Raw genomic sequence first — 20108 nt, forward strand, 5'->3', positions numbered from 1 at the left:
CGCCGCCGCCAAAGATAGCGGGCCAGAGCGCCGCTAATGGCTGGAATCCTGATACGGAAAGAGACGGGGCAGCATATCCATGAGCGCAGTACGATCATCGCCCTGGCTGCGGTTGAGCGCGACCATAGGGGCGTGCAGGTACTTCTGGGTCAGGCTGCGGGCAAACTGTTCAAGAACCTGGTCGGCGTTCTCGCCCTTAGCCAGCAGGCGGCGGGCCCGATCCAGTTCGGCCTGCACGATGGCATCGGCGCCTGATTCAGGTTACGGATCACCGGCACGACAGCGCGGGAATCCATCCAGTGCATGAAATTCTGAACGCGGCTGTCAATAATGGCCTCTGCCTGGACCACGGCGGCCTGGCGTGAATCACTGGCCATTTGCACATAACGGCCCAGATCATCAACTGAATACAGGTAGACGTCATCCAGTTGCGACACTTCGGGTTCGATATCGCGCGGCACGGCCAGATCAATCATGACCATGGGCATATGACGACGCGCCTTGGAGGCTTTTTGCACCAGCCCCAGACCCAATATGGGCAGGGAACTGGCGGTACAGGACACCACAATATCAAATTCAGCCAAACGCTCAGGCAGGTCTGCCAGCTTCATGGTCTTGCCATCGAACTGGGACGCAAGCGTTTCGGCACGCTCGCGCGTGCGGTTGGCAACGACCATACAGGAGGGCTTTTGCGCAGCAAAATGGGTGGAGCACAGCTCGATCATTTCACCGGCGCCAATAAACAGCACCCTGGTTTTGGACAGATCGCCAAACACCCGCTGGGCCAGTCGAACTGAGACTGCCAAGCCATGGACACCGATTGCGCGCCAATTGCCGTTTGCGTACGCACTTCCTTGGCCACCGAAAAAGTTTTCTGAAACAGCTGATGCAGCAAGGTACCCAGAGACCCGGCATCGCTGGCCGCACGGACGGCGGTTTTCATTTGCCCCAGAATTTGCGGCTCACCCAGAACCATGGAATCGAGCCCGCTGGCAACACGAAAGGCGTGACGTACGGCCAGATCCTTGTTGTACTGATACAAATGCGGACGCAGCTCGTTGGCTTCAAGCGAATTGAAGTCAGCCAGCCATGAGGGGATGTGCTCAGCCACTTCGGGCTGGGCCGCACAGTAGATTTCGGTGCGATTACAGGTAGACAGAATCGTGGCTTCCTGCACCCGGGCGCCAAACGCCGAGCGCAAGCCGTCAAGCGCCGGGCGCAGCAGCTGTTCGGGCATGGAAACCCGCTCGCGTACTGACACCGGCGCCGAATGATGATTCAAACCGAAGGTAAGAACGTCAAGTGACATGGCCGTAATATCTTGAATTTTCTTTTATGATCTGGTATTAGTCTGATTATAGACCTTCCAGCGATGTTTTTTAATTATTTATGTCACCAAGGCTGCAAAATATATACACAAGTCAAAAACTAGTGTATTATTTCGTTCTTTGTTGGCCAGGTAGCTCAGTCGGTAGAGCAGAGGATTGAAAATCCTTGTGTCGGCAGTTCGATTCTGCCCCAGGCCACCAATATTGCTATATTAATTAAGGACTTACAGCACCAGCTATAAGTCCTTTTTTATTGCTGAAATTATCATTTACTGGTTGTTTACGGGAAACTGATAAAGGAGAAATAAGATTCGGGACTGATGGATTTAGAATTATCCCACACCCTACCTCCTTGGTTTGCGTCTTTTACCAGGAAGCGCATCTGATGAAATAATATATTTTTTGCAGTCTGCATATCTTGGTACTTTAGATGCTAATTTAATTGCATTATTAAACTCTCGCGCTAAGATCGCATTCTTCTGAAAATGATAGGGTTTATCTGACACTTCGTTAAGCTTTTCTTGAAGATGCGCCTGTATCGCTTTGATGTCGGGCTGGACATCAACATTTTCCTCATAAAAATTATTACCAGGAAAATCGGCAAATTGATTCACAAATGCGGGGCCATCATCAGCACGCGACACATGGGCATCAAAAAATTTTGTTAGTTTTTTATATGGATGCTTTTGTCTATGATCATGAATCATTTGTCTTAACTTTTGCTGCAGAATAATTCTCGCACAGCCAGCATGACTTGACTCAAGATTATATGCATCAACAAAAGCGGGGCCAAATACCATCGACGAGTTCCGGTCAGATCCGGGTGTGGATTCAGGAGTTAAGTGTAAAAGTTGTCCTATTGCCACTCCTCCTCTACTTAAAAATCCAGCCAATAATAATTGCCTGCAGATTTTGAAAATCATAAAAATGAGAAGGCCTAACTCTTCTATTTTGGAATCTACTGACATCACAATACAATCAGAAAATGTATGGAATCGATCGTCGAAATCTTCCGGGGAAAGCGATAGCCCTAACTCCGCCACAAAGTGTCGCGCTAATTCATCCTTTCTAACATCTAGCCCGTTATATATCTGATTCACCAGATCAGGGTCCTTTTGTGACCGCAAAACGATCTCCTTGAACCCCAAAATATCGACAAACGCGACTATTCGCTCTTCATATTTAACAAATTTTGGAGCAATAGCGTCAATTGAATAATCTACCTCGTCCTTTTTATCATTAGGAACAGCGCTACGCTTAATCTTAATATTGTCTAAGAGTGTGTCTTGTGCGGCCGATTCAGCATCCTGCTTTTTACTTTTCTTCTTAACAGCCATATTAGACTCTTAATTTTCTAAATCTTTTTTGAAAAAGCGTCCGATACTATCATCGTCAATAGCGATGGAAAAACCTGGCTCAGAATATACTTTCGCCCATGGACCGTCAGGATCGTGGGATAATCGCACAAGCTGAAAACTGGAAAAATTTCCATATTCATCCAGAATTTTTTCAATTAGCTTAGCTTCAACCCGAGTAGAGTCCAATTCTTCTTGCGAAGCAATCAATGGGTGATCCGCAGGAATATTATTATTGGAAAACGCTTTCAACGCATGATATAGCTCTGGTAAAACAGGGCCATAACGCCATGCCTCAAACGCATCGTTTTCCTCTAACAATGGTTTATCAAATAATGCTAAATGCCAGCCATGGGCAAAATATGCCAATTTTTGTAATGATAAATTGGTTAATTTGAAATTCCTTTTGGCCGCACGACGAACCAACTCACTACCAAGTTGTAATGCAGTGATAGACATAATGCCTCCGCGTCTCGCTGAAACATAAAATTAGACCAATAGGATATTGATATCTGGACTATTAGTATAGACCAGCAACTGTATATTTGTACAGTGCAAATATTAATAATAAATTATACCAATATTAACGACATTAACTTGATACTAACAGCTTTCACCTAGCTAGTTAACATTTTTTACAACTGTGATCGATAGCACTTGGCACCGCAAGATTTAATGCGTCAAGGTAATTCATTGGGGGTTAGTATCCTTAAATAAGATTTCAAACCGCTGATAATGTCGCGGGCATCGTCGATCTGGCCGGCAAGGGAATCGTCTCCGGCGAGACATGCATGCTCCGATGAAGTCTGTAGCCCACCGATCATTTCGTCAAGTAAGCCGAAAAATTCACGGTAAAGGTCCTGACGCTTGGCATCGGTTTCGACAGGTAGCTCTGAGGCCGCGAACCAATTGATCAAGCACCTTGGCTCGCTAAGCCTCACTTCGTTCGAATGGCCCATGTAAAGCATTAGCTTTCTTTACGACAGACGACATCAATCCAACACCCTGAAGCTGGCCACTACATACACCTCAACTGGACACATTCGGAAGCTTTCTTACCCAAGCCAACGCCTCGTCTATATCCAGATACAAACTCGCATATGCCTTGCGCAGAAGCGCATCCGGCAAAGCCCAGTCCCACTTCTCTCGCTGTAAATTACTCACATCCCTCAGAAGGACTTCAATGGGTGGTTCTTCCACCGAAGCATTGATTAGAGTGCCAATAATATCTTCAACGCTCGATTCATTCTTGGCGACTTCGATACCAGGGCCCGCAGCACTCACTGTGTATCCTCGCCATCGAAGGAGGGATGCGAGCGCCTCGTTAGCGGCATCACCAAGCCATGTTAAGAATACGACTTCCCTTCCTTGGTCAATCACAAAAACATTTGCTAGATTACGTGCAACGTAGCTTCTTCGACCTTCAAGCAAGAAACGCCCGGCCACATCATCAAGAAACGGTGGCATGTCGGAAGACTCCAGCAGTTGACGCATTCGTTGATGTACGCGTGTATGCGTTCGTCCCGCTCCGCCAGAAAAGAGCGGAGGAATCCCGCCGCCGGAACGAACAACAAAAATAGTCTTCTGCGCATCATCGATATCTTCAACTAACCAGGTCTTGCCGGCAAACAAAATACGCTGCCCGATACTTAGCATCTGCGATACGGGTAAAGTGCCGAGCGCTTTACCACTGCAGACAATGCGAAACTCCTCATCAGTAGAAAATGCGGCAAAAAAAGCATAGTGATTGACAAACCTCTCTCCCAGGCGACCATGTAATAGCAGACCGGATGACTCTTGCATTAATAGTTCTCGTTTTCCCAAATGGCGAACAAACTCAACGAACTCACCCTTGCTCAGACCAACGAAAGGTGCACCCGACGTGCAAAACACTCCGTAAAGCTGTCCGATCGAAGCCCCGCCGTTTTGCGCCACATAGGATAACATCTGTTGCACAAGCGTTGACAAATGAAGGCCATGCGCCATCGGAGGTTCAAACCAACCCTCTACCAATAGCGAAATCATTGCAATCATCTTTACAGTATCTAATCGAAGTTCGGTAGCCAGTGATGAATTAGCGCCAAGCATATCCTCTACACTGTAGCCTCGCAAAATTGCTGGTACTCCCTTGCGGCGACCGGATCGACCCAGGCGTTGGCGCAAACTCGCTACTGAAGGCGGGGCCCCGATCTGCGCAACGCTTTTTACTGCCCCAATATCAATACCCAACTCCAGCGTACTGGTGCAAATGGCAGTTGCCGGAAACTCCTTCTGCTTCAAGGCTGCTTCAGTTTCTGAGCGAATCTCCTTGGACAAGCTACCGTGATGTGGCCAGAATTCGTTGGGAACTTGATGCTGCGTGCATAACTTGTTGAGTAAATGCGTGTACCGCTCAACCTCGCGACGCGAATTCGGGAAGATAAGATTGTTCTCACCGCGCAACTCCCTGAACAAATGCTGCGCGATTTGCGTCGGCGTGACTGGATCTGGTTCCTTCTTATCATAATCTTCGACGGGTACAAGCACAGGTTCCTCGTAGCCCTTGACCCGGATTTTTAGTTCACTATGCGAGGATCTCGATTCCAACAAGGCAACAGAGGTTGCCTTTCCCGGACGCAAGAACACCGCCGCCAAACACATATCACCCAAAGTTGCAGAAAGGCCAATTCGCGGCACCTGACGATCAATCACTCGCTCGATACGGTGCATAAGAGATTGTAGTTGCTTACCGCGCTCGGTTCCGATAAATGCGTGAAGTTCGTCGATGACAATAAACGTCAGTCGCTCGAACACCGCTCTGATCGCAGATCCTCGATTGCATAGTGTTGCCTCGAGAGATTCGGGAGTAATTAGCAATACCCCTTGCCGCTTCGACAAGAAGCGAGCCTTGGCTGAAGACGAAATATCTCCATGCCATGGCCACACTGGCACCCCCAGGTGCTCACAAAGATGCTCAAGGCGCCCAAACTGATCATTGATCAGTGCTTTGAGAGGACTAACATAGACAATGAGTCCCAGTGGTTCGTTTTGAAGCAGATGCGTCAATGCGGGTAGAAAAACCGCCTCCGTCTTGCCGGTTGCGGTAGCTGCAGCCACAATAACGTCGCTATTTGCCTCGAGGATCAGCGGAATGGCGGCCTCCTGAATATCTCTCAGTGATTCCCAGCCTTCCGCCCAGATAAAGCGCTGGATACGCTCATCTAGCAGGAAAAAGGAATTGCTATCGTCAGACATTCGATTTCAACCAGCCTTATCACATCTTGAACGTGGCGAATCCATCATCAGCATCGGCTTCGACCTGTTGGTCAGCCATACCCCCCGTGTCGGCAACAATGTCAACGCCACCAAGCAAGTCTTGCCACGACGCGTCGGGGTTTTGATCCAGCACTGCAAGCAAATTGATAAATGCTGTAATAGTCGTGCGTGGCGTACGAAAGTATGTGTCGCCGATCCGCTTAGAGCAGTGCTCCATAAATTTGGAGATACCCTGATCAGGTATAAGAAATTTGCTGGAATCACCAAATGCATAGACCATGCGGATCTTCTGCAACAAGACGTAAAAGTCTTCGGGTTTTAGACTCGACAGACTAATCACTGTCCCGCTAAAATCAACAAGCCCATTTGAGGCGAAAGAATTTTGCCCCAAACGGCTCTGCAAGGCAGGATAGCTGTAGAGTCCCCGTCGAGTATCCAACAGGAACTCTGGTGTCCCTCCCAGAATGAATCCAAGGCCAACAGAGGCACCCTGCAAAGAGTCGTTCAAGATACGCAGGATCTGCTCATAGTTTGAATTTCGGGCCTGAGTATTCGCCAGTTTGTAGAGATTAACCAGTTCATCAAGCTCAACAAGCAAACCAGAAAAACCCGCAAGACGCACGAAGCGTGCCATAAGTTTGAGTTGGTCGTACACATCCGAGTCGTCCACTATACTCCGGACTCCAAGTGCTTTTCTGGCATCGGTTTTAGTGGAAAACTCGCCACGCAGCCAACGAACAGCATCGGATTTAAGTTGTTCATTACCTTCCTCGTGTCCACGACAATACGCAGCGATAACATCGGCAAAATCATAACCATTGACCAGCTCGTTTAACTGATCGAGTCGTTGACGCAAGACTGTCTCTGTGGATTGATTCAACGCCTTAGCCTCGGTCTTGGCTGTGGCTATAAACTTCTCAACAATTCCGGTCAGCGCGCCGCCTCCGGCTTGGTGCGCGTCGATAGGTTACGCATCAGTTCGGCATAGAGCGAACGAGCCTGACCACCGCTGGCATGAAGACGCCGATCGGGATTCAAGTCGGCGCTAGCCACCACCAGTTTTTTCTCGAGAGCGATGGAGCGGATCAGATTTAAGAAGAAAGTTTTCCCCGCGCCGTACTCACCAATGACCACACGGAATGCTGAACCGCCGTCTGCAATGCGATTAATATCGCCAACCAGCGTGTCTATCTCACTACGTCGACCAATTTGAATCAGATACTGGCCACTACGAGGCACGACGCCCGCTCGCAAAGATTGAATTATCGCGTCGCGGTCTTTAGGACGTATCGGAACATTCATACTTCGATTTTCTCCAATAATTCAGGGTTAACTATTACAAGGGTTTCGCCCTCCGTAAACGGCACATCATATTTATCAAAAGCCGCCTCATTGAGAGTTTCGATTGCTCCGTCAATCATTAAATCGAGATCGCCAGCAGCATCACCAAGCTCGCTTCTGGTCCACTCAGGGCGCGAAAGCAACAGGCGCGCTAAGGCACTATGCGCTTCATCCAGACCAAGCAACCCGGAGGGCGATATACTCTCGACCTCACTCTCCGACTCTTCTTCCATGGATTCTGGTTCATCCAGATTATTTTCGTTAAATATGCCCGACAATAATGCCGAAACAACCTCCGTGTCCTTTTGAAGCGCAGCGATACGCGCAGGATCGAGCTTGAATCCCGTTCTCTCTACTTCAGCGACAGTGATCAAGGCAGGCTTTGCACCAGCAGCTACTGCATGAACATCGGTAAACATCTTTGCTGCTTCAATGCCGAGCACTCTGTACACCTTTTCCAGCATTTTTACTTCTGTGGGCGAGATGTGCCCGTCCGACTGAGCAACAGTTGCCATAAAAGCAGCGATAGCCTCTTTAGCGGACGGATTCAGCGGCTCAATCTTTTTTTTCAGCACGGATAGAGATATCTGTGTTTTCCTCAACAGATGCAAATGAGCCAGGAGCCTGCTGATGTGATATGGAGTAAGATGCGTCCACGTCTGCACCTGTTTCTCAAGATGATCCATTTCCTCGATATTAAATTGACCGTCAGCTGCCGCCACTCCAGATGCCAAATCTAAAGTCAAGACGGCGACTTGGTACGCAGGTGCAGAACGATCTGTCGCTCCTGCAGATGAAACAGCAAAGAGCACCACATCCTCATCAGGCTTGGGTTGTTTGGCCCCGCCCAGAACGTCAGGCTCAACACCAATGTTTAACGATTCGAGTGCACGAAGCAAAGCGAGCGTTCTATCTCTCGTAAATGTCGCCCTAGCACCCAAACTAGCAAGCAAGTCCTGGAAGGACATTGTGACAACCCCATTGTCCATCCGTTTTTTTAGCGCAAACAAAATTTCCTGAGTACTTTCGGGCCATAATTTGACCGGCAATAGCACGAGTCCCTCAAGAGAATACCTATCGTTCGGATTTTTTCCGACGTAGCGACTGAAAGGTTCCAGATCTTTCGTAGCTGTCTCGACGACTTTCTGCAACTTGTTAATAGGAGCGGTAAGAGCAGTGACATCCGGTATATCCCCGAAAGTCAAACTAACGTCGTTGTAGCCGTGAAAGCCTGCAGAAGCTGGTCGGTGAACCATCTTGAGTCTGGTTCTATTCTTTGGAAGAATCAGCCCCTCACCGAAAGTCTCGTAATATCTGCAAACGAAAATCCTGTCAAATTCTTCAGGACAACGTGTCGCCGGGGTTCTCAGATAGATTGTCGGATCAAGCTTTACCCATACCAGCGCAAGAGGTGCCGGTACGGGTACCTTATCGACTGCGGTCTGGCCCAAAGCTACTCGAATATAAAGCGGCAGTTCGTACGTCTTGGGAAAGCTCGGGATAGGTTTGAGATATGCCTTCTCAGGACACTCTGAAACCGATACCCAATCGAGCAACGAACCAGCATAATTTCGGAATGAACCTGACTTCTCACCATAGATTCCCAAGAGTCGGCGTAATTCAACTGCAATAATCGGCCAATCAGCTTTGGCTGCGTCCTCCTTGGATGCATCAAGAATGGCCCGTCGCTCCAGCCCATATAAGAAAAGAAAAACGTATCCAATGTCAGCCGCCGGATCCATTCGACCATCAGCTAGCCAATTCAAATAGGCACGCCTGGCAATAGGCGAAATTTCGGAATAGCTAGGCCAATAGCCCATCTGCCGTTCCGCGTAATTGCCGTATTTCGCCACAGGCTTAGAGGGATCTATGAGCGCGGGATCATTGTTTCGTGAAGCCGTTAATAGAGTCCTCCCGACGTATAGAAGACCTCCAGGAATCGAAATTCCCGCAATAATCACAGTCTCCCCAGCAGGAATCCATTTAGTCTGGCTATAGTTCTGTGGTGCAACGGGAACACGAAATGAGGACGGGACAGACTCAAGACTGTGGGCTATCGAAATAGGCTCATCGTCATCCCCAGGAGCCGTGCGGGGAGTAGGGACCACTGAGCTCGTCGTGATCGGCAGTGGATCCCCTAGGTGAAGCGACGACGAAACTGAAAGCTCACTCTTTTTATAATTTTCATCCGTACTGCCTCGGGATTACGGTAAAAATAAATGACCGCACCCATGGCGACGGTCACTCCAATTACAATCCAAATTTCACGAGGAATGCTATTAAAAAATACCAACAAACCAATGGCTGCTATACCAATGGTCTCTCTATATTTTGGTCTCTTACCTCTTGCCATGCTATTGTTCACTCCGGCGAGCTTTACATTGGTTTGCCCGCATTGAAAGTTACTCCAAAAGCCTTCATGCGCTTAACGGTTACGAAGCTTGTCATATCGTGCCTGCGGCACCAGTCCCACAAAACGACAGTCGCAGAATGCTGATCGACATTGGTCATTTTAAAGTTTTTTGAGAGATTATGTTACTTTTGATTAAAACTGTGTCATTTTGAAGCAATTTTGTAAGTTCCACGCCACCGGCTCCCACTTCCGTGTAGAAAATAGTTATGCGCAAGTACAGGCGAACATAGAGGAATTGACCCTCGGACTCCATCTCGGCAATCAATATTTAAGCATAGCGGCTTATGGATATTGACAAGAAGTCAGAACATTTTGCTGGAAAGCCCGAACAATCGGCCGTTCTGCAATGTCGCTGACAACTTGGCTTGTAGTTTCGAGCAACGAACTATTCATTTGTGTCTTTCTGAATACAAGCCGTCTGTCAAACGCACGCCAACGACCAAAATATGGGAAGATAGGTCGTTACCTGTTGCGTCAATAAAAAATTAAATTAACTCTGCCGGCCCTCTCATGGACTCTTCATCACAACAAGCCTTTATAAAAAAGGCGGCCACGCTGATCAGTGAAGCCGATGGGCTGCTTGTTACTGCCGGCGCCGGTATGGGTGTGGACTCGGGTCTGCCTGATTTTCGCGGCGCCGAAGGCTTCTGGCAGCACTATCCGGCGCTGCGTACTTCGGGTATTTGTTTCGAAGATATCGCCTCGCCTGTCTATTTTCCCGAGCACCCCGAGCTTGCCTGGGGATTTTATGGGCATCGCCTGGCCCTGTATCGGCAGACAACGCCTCATGCCGGCTTCCAGATCCTGCGGCAGATTGCATCACGCATGCCAAATAATGCATTTGTGTTTACCAGCAATGTCGACGGTCAGTTTCAAAAAGCAGGCTTTGCCCCCGAGCAGATCGTTGAATGCCACGGCTCGATTCACTATTTGCAATGCATAGACGTTTGCGAACAGGATATCTGGCCGGCTGACGACTTTGAGCCGCAAGTAGATATGCAACGCTGTCTGCTGCTGAACCCGCCGCCGCGCTGCCCGCACTGTGGCTCGCTGGCGCGGCCCAACATCATGATGTTCAACGACTGGCATTGGGTGGACACCCGTAGCCGCCAGCAGCATCAGCACCTGCAGGCCTGGCTGAAAAAGACCAGGCGTCCCGTTATTGTTGAACTGGGCGCGGGCACCGCCGTTGCCACTGTGCGCTACTTTGGCGAACGCCAAAAGGCGCCAATCGTTCGCATCAATACGCACGAAGCAAATATAAAGAAAACAGCAAAGAATGTTTCGCTGGCCATGGGCGCACAGCAAGCGCTAACGCAAATTCAAAACGCACTGGACGACATGGGTTACTTGGGAAAAACACAGCCCTGATCCGGCGCCAGCGCATTGCCACATCAACCTTCGGACGAGCAAACACCTGCCCTTGCTCGTGGCTTTCGCACGTGACATGTTTGGTCACCTGAGTTACAGTCAAGGTTGATATGCATTTGTACCACCCTGCCTGCGCCCGCTATCGGCCAATACCGGAGGCCAATGTCATGCCATATCCTGTTCGACCACTCTATCGCTTCAGCTGCAGACCGCACTCATGGTTGCTGCTTGCCGGTTTGGCTGCTGCCACGTTAAGCGCGACCACCAGCGCCAAACCGCCACCAACACTGGCTGCTGCGAACTTCGCTTTCAAAGATACGTCGGGTGAAGTCAAAGACCAGACAGCCGACCATGCCCGACGCCTGAACGCACTGAATGAAGCGGTTCGCCATGGTCTGGCGCAAAACAAAACAATAAAAACAGTGCCGCTGGCCTGCCAAAATGACACATGCAATGCTGCGGAACCGGGTCTTGAAGCACTGGCAGCCGACGCAAAAAAGGCCGGCGCAAGCCATCTACTTTTTGGCGAGGTACACAAGATGAGCACGCTGGTAGGCTGGATCAAATATGCCATGGTAGATCTGAACCAGAACACCCCTGTGTGCGAGCGCACGCTATCCTATCGCGGCGATAACGATCAGGCATGGCAGCATGCGGCAAAATTTGCGGTACGTGATATTGAGAGCAATTGCATTAACAGGCAATAGGATGGGTGCCGGTGAGCCCCCTTACCTGAACTACTTGATTGTTCGCTGAAAATCCTTGACCTGGATATTATTATCCAGCGAGGCGTCCACCGCGATATCAAAGACGACACGGTCAGCCCGATGCCAGGCAGTGAACCACTCCAGCGGCAATCCATGCTGATCGTAATAACACGCCTGCAATTGCAGCAACGAATCGCTTTTTTTCACTTTAAGATAATTGGCCAGCATCTTGTCGCTGGGGACCGTCTGAATCTGGTTGCGGCCCTGTTGCGGCTCACGGTTAAAGCGTACCAGCAACTGGCGATGCAGCGATTGGTCGATCAGGTCTTCGCTGCTCAGGGAAGCAAATTCCTTGGGCAGCCAGGTCTTCACATATGAAATAGGTTCATCGTCAATATACCGCACGCGCTCCAGCAGCAGGCCTTCAGTGTCGCCATAGAATGCCGCAACCTCTGCGGGCAAAGCGGCCTCTTCAAATTTGACCACCGACGTCTGTAAGCGCGTGCCTTCGCGTTCCAGCTGCGCGTGCAGGCTAAGCGAGTTTTGCAGATTACGCCGGTGTTTCATGCGCGGAGCAACTACCGAAGAGCGGCCAGCCTGCTTCAGAATATATCCATCATCAACCAGCAGCGCCAGCGCCTGGCGCACGACACTGCGCGCCACATTGAAGTGTCCGCACAGCGCGTTCTCGCTGGGAATCGGACTACCCGGAGGCAGCCGATTTTCAGAGATGGCGGTTTTCAGGCTGGCGGCGACCTGCCTGTACAACGCCTCTTTACCTTTGTTTTTTACGTCGATTTTTTTCAGATAAAGCACGATATCCCCGCCAAATTAAAACTATACCCCTTCCGATTTTGAAGCTGCTTCCCATACGGAAGACCAGCCCAGGGAGAGGCTGGCTGCGCGCTCGGCGGCCAGGATCAGGCTTTCTTCGCGCGCAATGTTCTGACCGGCAATATCAAACGCAGTACCGTGATCCACAGAGACTCGCACAACCGGCAAGCCGACTGTAATATTTACACCGTCATCGCCATAGACCGCTTTAAATGGTGCATGACCCTGATCGTGATAGCACGCGACCAGAAATTTCCATTTGCCTCGTACGGCTTGCGGCCAGAGCGCATCTGCCGGAATCGGACCCACAGCATTGATTCCCGCTGCCCTGGCCCGTTCGATGGCAGGCGTTAATATAGCACTGTCTTCCGTGCCGAAGATATTGTTCTCGCCGGCATGCGGATTCAGGCCCGAGACGGCAATCGGCTCTTCCTGACGACCAAGCGCTTTGGAAAACGCGTGAACCAGTTGCAAAATGTCGTCCATGCGCTTGGGGTTCACATCCTCAATGGCCTGACGCAACGACACATGCGTGGTTGCATGAAATACATACAAATCGCCGGCCGAGAGCACCAGAGAATAATTTTTGACACCAAATTCATGAGCCAGCAATTCGGTATGGCCGGGCCACTTATGGCCACCCAGGTGCATGGCTGCCTTGTTCAGCGGCGCAGTCACGATACCGTCCACTTCGCCCTTGCGAGCCAGGTCACAGGCTTTCATGACAAACAGCGCAGAGCCAGCGCCAGCACGCGCATCCAGCTTACCCAATTGAACGTCTTCAAGAGAGGGGCCAACCTGGATGATCTCAATGGTTCCGGCTTCGTTGGTTGCCTCGGCCGGTGCCGAAATTTCCCGAACCTTGCTCACGTCGCCATTCAGGCTCGATACGGCCTTGCGCAAGCCGCCACGTCGCCGATGACGACAAACTTGGCAATATTACGCAGACCGGGATGGTTCAACAGCATTTTGGCTGTAATTTCAGGACCAATACCGGCCACGTCGCCAACGGTTACCGCCAATACGGGCAATTTTTTCGTGCTCATTTGAATTTCCTTTCCGTCAGGGTTTCTGCAGCCTGAATCAAAACATTTTCCGCACCAAAGCCACCGGCCTTGGTCACAATCGGCATGCCGGCAAATTCGCCGCCAATCAGCGTGCCCAAAGGAACGCCTCCGGACACTTCATCAATCAATCGAATCCCGGTCGCCTGCAAAGCAGACATCACCTGCTCTGCACCGTCGCCACCGGTAGCAATCAGTCCGCGCACCTTGCCGGTACCCACAATCGCCAGCGCAGACTGCCCAAGACGCCGGGCAACCATGGCAGAGGTCAGATCGGGCACCTGGCGGGCCGGCGCCAGTAGCACCAGAATTCGGCTGGCCTCGCCCGAACGTGTGATCTGCTCAAGCATCGCTTGCTGCCATGACTGCCATAGGCCATCGTCACCCAGCACCAGCGGCTCGGGTGTCAGCACCGTCGCACCATACTCTTGCAGCGCCACCACCTGCGCGCGCGTGGCACTGTGTTGTGAGGTCACCACGGCCAGAACAATGTCGCCTGAAGCAGGGTCGCTGGCCCACGCAGCTGCCATCGCCATTGCCAGTCCACCAGCGCCTACCGGCAGCGCACGTTCGCCAAGCATCACAATAGCCTGTGCGAGGCGTTTCAGATCAGCATCTGTACTGGCATCGACCACCACTATCGGTCCACAACCGCCTATTTTTTGTGCAAGCGTGGCTGGCGTATCGTCTTGCGTCGGGCTGACCAGGTCGCAGTCCAGCATCACCGGCACGGAACTTTCCATGACGGGTGTGACCGGATCAGTTCCTGCCGAGGTTTCTGTCACCGGGGTGCCGTTGACCAGCAAAACACCATTTTCCAATGTTCTGCCGGTGGCCGGATAGGCCGGGCACACCACGGCGATCGCATTCTCATGCCATTGCTGACGGGCCGCTTCAATTTCCGCCGCGAATGCGCCACGCAAAGTGGAATCTACTTTCTTGAATACATGACGCACGCCATGCTTGCGAAAGGTCTGCATTTCGCGGGCAACCGCCTGGGCTGCTGCCTGCGGCGCCATGGCGCGGCTGTTGCTGTTAACCGAGACCACTTGGGCCTGCATATCGCCCAGCGCAAAGGCCTCTTCGGAACCGCCAACATACAACTGCGTTTCCCAGCCACAGCGTACGAACTGCACGGCGGAATCTCCCGCCCCGGTCAGATCATCCGCAATGATCGCTATCTGCGGCTTCATAACTTCGCAGGTTCCCCGGCAGTCTCAGCAACGCCCGAGATACCATCATCTACCGGCTTTAATTCACCGGATTTTTTCAGGAAATAAGAAGCCAGCAAGGGGGCCATGATTGAGCTGATCAGCACGCATGCCGCAACCTGTGCAGTCGCGGTCTCAACATAGACCTGAAAGCGTGGATCGGCCGCCGCAACAATGGCCGGTGTTGCAATCGCATTGCCAGCGGTCGTGCCGGCAGCAAAGCCAATACCGCTTTTTCCGCCGCGTCGCAGGATGAACTTGTACCCCATGTAAACCAGGAAGCCGGTAATGGGACTGATCAGAAAGCCCAGAATAATGCCGGTCGTGCCGCCACTGACGATCGCCGACAGGTTGATGCCGGTACCCAGTGCAAAGGCAAAAAACGGGATCACAATATTAGGCACGGGATCCAGCACCTTGCGCCATTGCACGTCAAGGTTACCAACCAGCACGCCCAGCAGGAACGGCACCAACGCCGCGACAAGCGCGATTAAAGGAATATCGCCCAGACCCGAAGCGCCCAGGAACAGCAGACTGAAAAACGGTCCGTCGTTCACGGCGCTGGCCACATAGGCGCCCCGATCCCGGGCATCGCCATACTGCCCGGTAAACGCCAGCCACAGGCCGCCGTTACTGTTATCGAATGCAGCCAGCAGTGCCAGGATAGAGATTCCCCACACGCCGTCAATACCAACAAAGCTGCCCAGCAGCACAATCAGGCTGGCCGGAATAAGCGTTTTGCAAAAAAGAATGGTGCCCGCAGTTGCCAGGATCGGGCCGCCGGTGCGCATATTGACCTGCGTACCGGTAGCGAAAATCAGCAATGCAATCAGCGGCAAGGCGCTGTTTTTAAACAACGCAGTGGTGAAACTGCCGATGCCAAGGGCTTCGGGGGCAAATGTCCCCAGTATCGAACCCAGAATCAGGGGAATAAGCATCAATCCACCAGGGATTTTCTGCATGGTTTGGAACATGGGAAATATTGAACGCTCTTGTGTCATCATCCGACCCAGCCTTTTGGTCAAAGGGGAAGTAATAAAGAAAATGAATAGTCTGGTGCATGGCTGTTGATCGTGCTTCTTATCTTTGCCATGACTCTGTACGTACAACCTGTACGTACAGGTGCGATTATTGTCTTTTCAAAACGGCTTGTCAATCCGATACGGATCCCTGGCGTAATTTTTTTGTAATCAGACTGTAGTTTTTTGTGGCCAATGCAAATGAAATAGCCCGCAAGGCGCGGGCCGTGGCCGGGTCCGGTCACTCGTTTCCCAGGATTGCCTGAGCGCCCGCCAGGGAAGTCATCCGGATTGAACCAGGCGCCAGCACGCGCTCAGGCGTCAATATCCAGCAACCGCAGCTTCTGCGACAGGACTTTACACGCGTCCATGAGCGGTTCAATATATGTTTTGCGACGATCAGCCGCAATGCGAAACAGGGGAATACTGATGCTGATACACGCTACCGGACGGGCATGTTTGTCCAGAATGGCGCAGCCGTAGCAAAAAATATCACGCTCATTCTCTTCACGATCTTCCGAAAACCTGTTGTTCGATATCACGAATTTCCTGATAAAGCGGTTGGGCGCCAGGCAGTGTATTGTCTGTGAATTTTTCAAATGTGATCGCGCTGACAAGTTGGCGCCTGTGCGCATCATCCTTGAGCGCAGCAAGATACGCCTTGCCAACTGAACTTGAATAAAAGGTGACCTGGCTGCCCAGCCGGGAATTCATGCGTACCGCCTGCAGGCTTTCAAGTTTGTCGATATAGGTCATCGCACCATTGACCGGTACGGCCAGGTGAACGGTTTCGCCGGTCTGATCGCGCAGCGCCATCAACTGCTCCCGACAAACCTTACGCAGGTCGGAGCTTTCCAGGGCCTGGCTGGCCAGGCTGATCAGGCGCGGCCCCAGACCAAACAATTGCCCGCCTTTATTGATAATCAGGCCTTCGGCCAGCAGGGCATCCACGATTCGGTATAGCGTTGGCTTGGGGTAGCCCACCGATACGCTCAGATCCTGGATCGTGACACCTGGCCCTGCGTTGCCTGCGATGGCATCCAGTACGCGCATGAATTTGGAAAATGAAGCGGTGCCCGCTACCGGCTGGCCAGCCTTGCCCTGCGAGGAAGTCGTTATTGTCATGATGAAAATTCAAGTTACCATATAGCCACCATCAACCGGCATGATAACACCCGTCATGAATGAAGACGCATCCGAACACAGAAAGGTGACTGCACGGGCCACATCGTCGGGGGTCCCCCAGCGCTTGAGCGGCGTGCGATCCAGAATGGGCCGGGCCCGGCTCTCATCGTTCTGCAGCGCTTCGGTCAGAGGTGTGGCGATCCAGCCGGAGCCACCGCATTCACGCGAATCCCGTCAGCAGCGTAAGCAATGGCCAGCGATTTGGTCAATTGCGCAATGCCTCCTTTGCTGGCGCTATAGCCAGGCACCAGTCCGCCACCAAAAAAACTGAGCATGGAGGCCATATTCACAATACAACCTGTCGATGCCGCAAGCAAGGGGCGCAAGGCCTCGCACAAACGCATGGTGCCAACCAGATTGACATCAATCACCCGCTCAAACACGGGCAGTTTGAACTCTTCGACCCGCGCGATAATGCCCGCGCAATTGATCAGCACATCCACTTTGTCCAGGGACGCTGCGAACGCCGCCACATCCTTGTCACTGGTCACGTCAACAATGACTTCTGTCACTGTCGCATGGCGATATGGTTCCTGGCCGGGCGATGGCAGGCCGGCAGCATAAACCCGCGCGCCCAGCGCGGCCAGTTCTTCTGTAATGGCGCGTCCAATACCCTGGGTACCGCCGGTGACCACCGCGGTCTTCCCTTCAAGCAAATTTTGTCTGAAACTCATGAGTTTTCCAAATATTATCAATAGGTGGCGCGACCGCCGGAAAGATCAAACACGGCACCTGTGCTGAACGAACATGATGCGGACAGCAGCCAGAGTGTGAGTTCGGACACTTCTTCACATTCGCCCAGCCGCTTCATCGGACTTTTATCGATCATGGTTTGTACATGTGCCGGCGACATCTGCTGCAACAGCGTCGTATTAATCGCTGCAGGCGCAATGGCGTTGACACGGACCTGGGTGTGCGCCAGTTCCTTGCCCAGTGATTTGGTTAGCGCCAGCACCGCCGCTTTGGCCGCGCTATAGGCAGAGGCGTTTGGCGTGCCCTCCTTGCCAGCCAGCGAGGCAATATTGACGATGCGCGCTGCCTGTGCCTGCTTCATCACAGGGACGGCCGCCCGACACGTGTTATAGACCCCCAGCAGATTGACGGCAATCACCCGTTGCCATTCCTGCGGATCGGTCTGTTCCAGCGGCAATGTAGAACCGGCGAATCCGGCACAATTGACCAGCATATCGATAGGCCCGCAACTGGCAACCACTTTATTACACGCGTCCTGGACAGAACCGTTATCACAAACGTCAACCGCATTAAACTGCATGCCCTGCTCCTGCAAGGCTTGCGGCGGCGGCTTCAAATCCCAGACAGTCACTTTGGCCCCGGCAGCCAACAGGCGCTGCGCAATATCCAGGCCGATCCCGCTGCTGCCGCCGGTCACGACGGCTGTGCGGTGTGAAAAATCATAATTGGCTTTATTATTCATGATCAGCGTACGAACTGGTCCACATAATCGGCGCCCAGGCCGACGCTTTCATAATGCTTGCGACACATATCCAGCTTGGTGAAGACATCCTCGTAACCGGTATGATTTCCTTCACTGTCCACGTAATACATGATGCCGTTGACCTGGAACATGGTGATCATCTCCTCCACGTCTTCGGGCACATACAGCGTATGGGTTTCACCGGGCGGCTCAAAAACATAACTGCCTTCCGTAGCCACCCAGTCATGCTCCAGATAACGCCAGGTGCCTTTGATTACGTAACCGTGTACCGGCTGAGGATGCTCGATGACAGCTGAGTACGCCCGATTTCCTGACGCGCAACAGATTCATCCAGTATCCCTGCGAGACGTTCAGACAGAGCGGACGAAACCATACATTGGCGCCTGCGGAACCCAGATGCGCTCGTCTTCAGGAACGGCGTTGGGCACCACAATATCTTTCAATGCTTCTTTCGGGTTGGGGTAACGATAGGGAGTGGGTTCAGTCATAACAATTCCTTGGCCCCGTCCATGCGGGGCGATATGTCAAATGTGAGTTCTAAAAGCAGGCCGGGTTACTTGATATCCAATTCTTTCAGAACCTTGCTATATCCTTCAGTTTCCTTAGCCATTTTCTGCGCAAATGCCTCGCCATCCGCATACACATAGCCCAGATTCTGCTGTCTGATGGACTTGATCAGTTCAGGATCCTGTGCCACTTTCTCAAATGCGTCCTTAAGCACCCTGACCGCGTCGGCCGGCATATTTTTCGGGCCGGCAACGCCGCGCCAGGTACCATAGGAGACGTCAATCCCTTTTTCTTTTGCTGTCGGCACATCCTTGAACTCAGGCACGCGCTCCTCGTTCATTACTACCAGCAGGCGCATTTTGCCGCTACGAACATATTCGGCCGCTTCAGCGGGACTGGTGGCCACGGCATCTACCTGCTTACCCAGCAATGCCAGCAGCGACGGACCCGATCCGGGATAAGGGACATGCGTTACCTTGGTGCCTGACTTGACCTCGAACGCACTAAGTGCAACGTCGTAAACGGCGCCCGTGCCCGGGGTTCCCACGTTCATGCCATCAGGATTTTTCTTGGCGGCTGCCAGGAAATCCTCTACAGATTTATAGGGCGAATCATTGTGCACCACAAGGGTTGTTGGATCCGCATTCAATTGAACCAGCGGCGTGAAATCCTTGTAAGAGCGATCAAACAGATTAAGCAGGGGCAATGTCACAAACTCGCCGGTTACCACGGCCAGGGTATAGCCATCCGGCTTCTGGTTGAGCACATACTTCCACCCCACCGCGCCGCCCGCGCCAGACTTGTTAAGCACGATCATACCTTTGGGAAAGTGCTTTTCAGCGGCTTGGCAAAACTGCGGGCAACGGCATCGGTGCCACCGCCAGGTTGAAACGGAACCACAAGTGTAATGGGCTGGGCAGGATAGGCATCTGCCGCGGCAGCCAGGGTGGGAACGGTGGCCAGGCCGGCACAGGCAATCAGTGAGGCCAGCAAGGCACGACGATGGTAGATCATGACAGATTTGTCTCCAGAAAATGTTCAATTAAGTAATAAATGAAAGGG

General features: G+C 51.9%; 16 protein-coding genes, 1 tRNA gene and 5 pseudogenes. 3 read left to right on the plus strand and 19 right to left on the minus strand.

Features of this window, described 5'->3' with window-relative positions:
- Positions 1–33: 33 nt before the first annotated feature.
- Positions 34–1309: pseudogene (gene hemA / locus TKWG_RS18425) on the minus strand (glutamyl-tRNA reductase).
- 144 nt (positions 1310–1453) lie between these two features.
- Between hemA and TKWG_RS18430 the strand changes: the two are divergent.
- Positions 1454–1529 (plus strand) — tRNA-Phe (locus TKWG_RS18430).
- Between the two features lie 143 nt (positions 1530–1672).
- On the opposite strand, the gene TKWG_RS18435 is transcribed toward TKWG_RS18430, so the two are convergent.
- The 7 genes and pseudogenes from TKWG_RS18435 to TKWG_RS18465 form a co-directional block, all read right to left on the minus strand.
- Positions 1673–2665 (minus strand): hypothetical protein, encoded by a 993-nt coding sequence (locus tag TKWG_RS18435; RefSeq protein ID WP_014752285.1) that lies wholly within the window; start codon positions 2663–2665, stop codon positions 1673–1675.
- 9 nt (positions 2666–2674) lie between these two features.
- Positions 2675–3142 carry a Panacea domain-containing protein gene (locus TKWG_RS18440; protein ID WP_014752286.1) on the minus strand — a complete coding sequence of 156 codons (468 nt, stop codon included), beginning with the start codon at positions 3140–3142 and terminating at the stop codon, positions 2675–2677.
- Positions 3143–3363: 221 nt separating this feature from the next.
- Entirely contained in the window at positions 3364–3651 is a 288-nt protein-coding gene (locus TKWG_RS18445; RefSeq protein ID WP_014752287.1) for a hypothetical protein, read from the minus strand.
- 61 nt (positions 3652–3712) lie between these two features.
- Positions 3713–5917, minus strand: coding sequence for a DEAD/DEAH box helicase (locus TKWG_RS18450; protein ID WP_014752288.1), 2205 nt, complete (start codon positions 5915–5917; stop codon positions 3713–3715).
- 19 nt (positions 5918–5936) lie between these two features.
- Positions 5937–7240 (minus strand): annotated as a pseudogene (locus tag TKWG_RS18455) (ATP-binding protein).
- Entirely contained in the window at positions 7237–9240 is a 2004-nt protein-coding gene (locus TKWG_RS18460; RefSeq protein ID WP_014752289.1) for a tellurite resistance TerB family protein, read from the minus strand. The pseudogene TKWG_RS18455 and the gene TKWG_RS18460 overlap by 4 nt, the downstream one beginning before the upstream one ends.
- A gap of 176 nt (positions 9241–9416) precedes the next feature.
- Positions 9417–9632: a hypothetical protein gene (locus tag TKWG_RS18465; RefSeq protein WP_014752290.1), complete on the minus strand. Its 216-nt coding sequence runs from the start codon at positions 9630–9632 to the stop codon at positions 9417–9419.
- Between the two features lie 570 nt (positions 9633–10202).
- Here TKWG_RS18465 and TKWG_RS18470 point away from each other — a divergent pair.
- Positions 10203–11063 (plus strand): SIR2 family NAD-dependent protein deacylase, encoded by an 861-nt coding sequence (locus TKWG_RS18470; RefSeq protein WP_014752291.1) that lies wholly within the window; start codon positions 10203–10205, stop codon positions 11061–11063.
- A 167-nt stretch (positions 11064–11230) separates the two neighbouring features.
- Complete coding sequence (locus TKWG_RS18475) at positions 11231–11770, plus strand: DUF2380 domain-containing protein (protein ID WP_014752292.1); 540 nt, start codon at positions 11231–11233, stop codon at positions 11768–11770.
- Positions 11771–11800: 30 nt separating this feature from the next.
- Here TKWG_RS18475 and TKWG_RS18480 read toward each other — a convergent pair whose 3' ends face one another.
- From TKWG_RS18480 to TKWG_RS22825, 11 genes and pseudogenes are all read right to left on the minus strand, one after another.
- Complete coding sequence (locus TKWG_RS18480) at positions 11801–12586, minus strand: GntR family transcriptional regulator (protein WP_014752293.1); 786 nt, start codon at positions 12584–12586, stop codon at positions 11801–11803.
- Between the two features lie 21 nt (positions 12587–12607).
- A pseudogene (gene pdxA / locus TKWG_RS18485) lies at positions 12608–13650 on the minus strand (4-hydroxythreonine-4-phosphate dehydrogenase PdxA).
- Positions 13647–14861 (minus strand): four-carbon acid sugar kinase family protein, encoded by a 1215-nt coding sequence (locus tag TKWG_RS18490; protein ID WP_014752294.1) that lies wholly within the window; start codon positions 14859–14861, stop codon positions 13647–13649. The pseudogene pdxA and the gene TKWG_RS18490 overlap by 4 nt, the downstream one beginning before the upstream one ends.
- Complete coding sequence (locus TKWG_RS18495; RefSeq protein WP_081489416.1) at positions 14858–15880, minus strand: 2-keto-3-deoxygluconate permease; 1023 nt, start codon at positions 15878–15880, stop codon at positions 14858–14860. The genes TKWG_RS18490 and TKWG_RS18495 overlap by 4 nt, the downstream gene beginning before the upstream one ends.
- Before the next feature lie 332 nt (positions 15881–16212).
- Positions 16213–16440 carry an IclR family transcriptional regulator domain-containing protein gene (locus TKWG_RS26710; RefSeq protein WP_322786571.1) on the minus strand — a complete coding sequence of 76 codons (228 nt, stop codon included), beginning with the start codon at positions 16438–16440 and terminating at the stop codon, positions 16213–16215.
- A complete protein-coding gene (locus TKWG_RS18500; protein WP_322786572.1) occupies positions 16406–17023 on the minus strand; it encodes an IclR family transcriptional regulator in 618 nt (205 codons plus the stop codon). The genes TKWG_RS26710 and TKWG_RS18500 overlap by 35 nt, the downstream gene beginning before the upstream one ends.
- A 9-nt stretch (positions 17024–17032) precedes the next feature.
- Positions 17033–17757, minus strand: a pseudogene (locus TKWG_RS18505) (SDR family NAD(P)-dependent oxidoreductase).
- Positions 17758–17774: 17 nt separating this feature from the next.
- Positions 17775–18518: an SDR family NAD(P)-dependent oxidoreductase gene (locus TKWG_RS18510; protein WP_014752297.1), complete on the minus strand. Its 744-nt coding sequence runs from the start codon at positions 18516–18518 to the stop codon at positions 17775–17777.
- A 2-nt stretch (positions 18519–18520) separates the two neighbouring features.
- Positions 18521–19027 (minus strand): annotated as a pseudogene (locus tag TKWG_RS18515) (2,4'-dihydroxyacetophenone dioxygenase family protein).
- Positions 19028–19092: 65 nt separating this feature from the next.
- On the minus strand, positions 19093–19863 hold the full coding sequence (locus tag TKWG_RS18520; protein WP_014752298.1) for a tripartite tricarboxylate transporter substrate binding protein: 771 nt from the start codon (positions 19861–19863) through the stop codon (positions 19093–19095).
- Entirely contained in the window at positions 19860–20060 is a 201-nt protein-coding gene (locus TKWG_RS22825) for an extra-cytoplasmic solute receptor family protein 37 (RefSeq protein WP_014752299.1), read from the minus strand. The genes TKWG_RS18520 and TKWG_RS22825 overlap by 4 nt, the downstream gene beginning before the upstream one ends.
- Positions 20061–20108: the final 48 nt, after the last annotated feature.

The sequence above is a fragment of the Advenella kashmirensis WT001 genome, from assembly GCF_000219915.2.
In the GTDB taxonomy this organism is placed as follows: Bacteria; Pseudomonadota; Gammaproteobacteria; order Burkholderiales; family Burkholderiaceae_B; genus Advenella; species Advenella kashmirensis.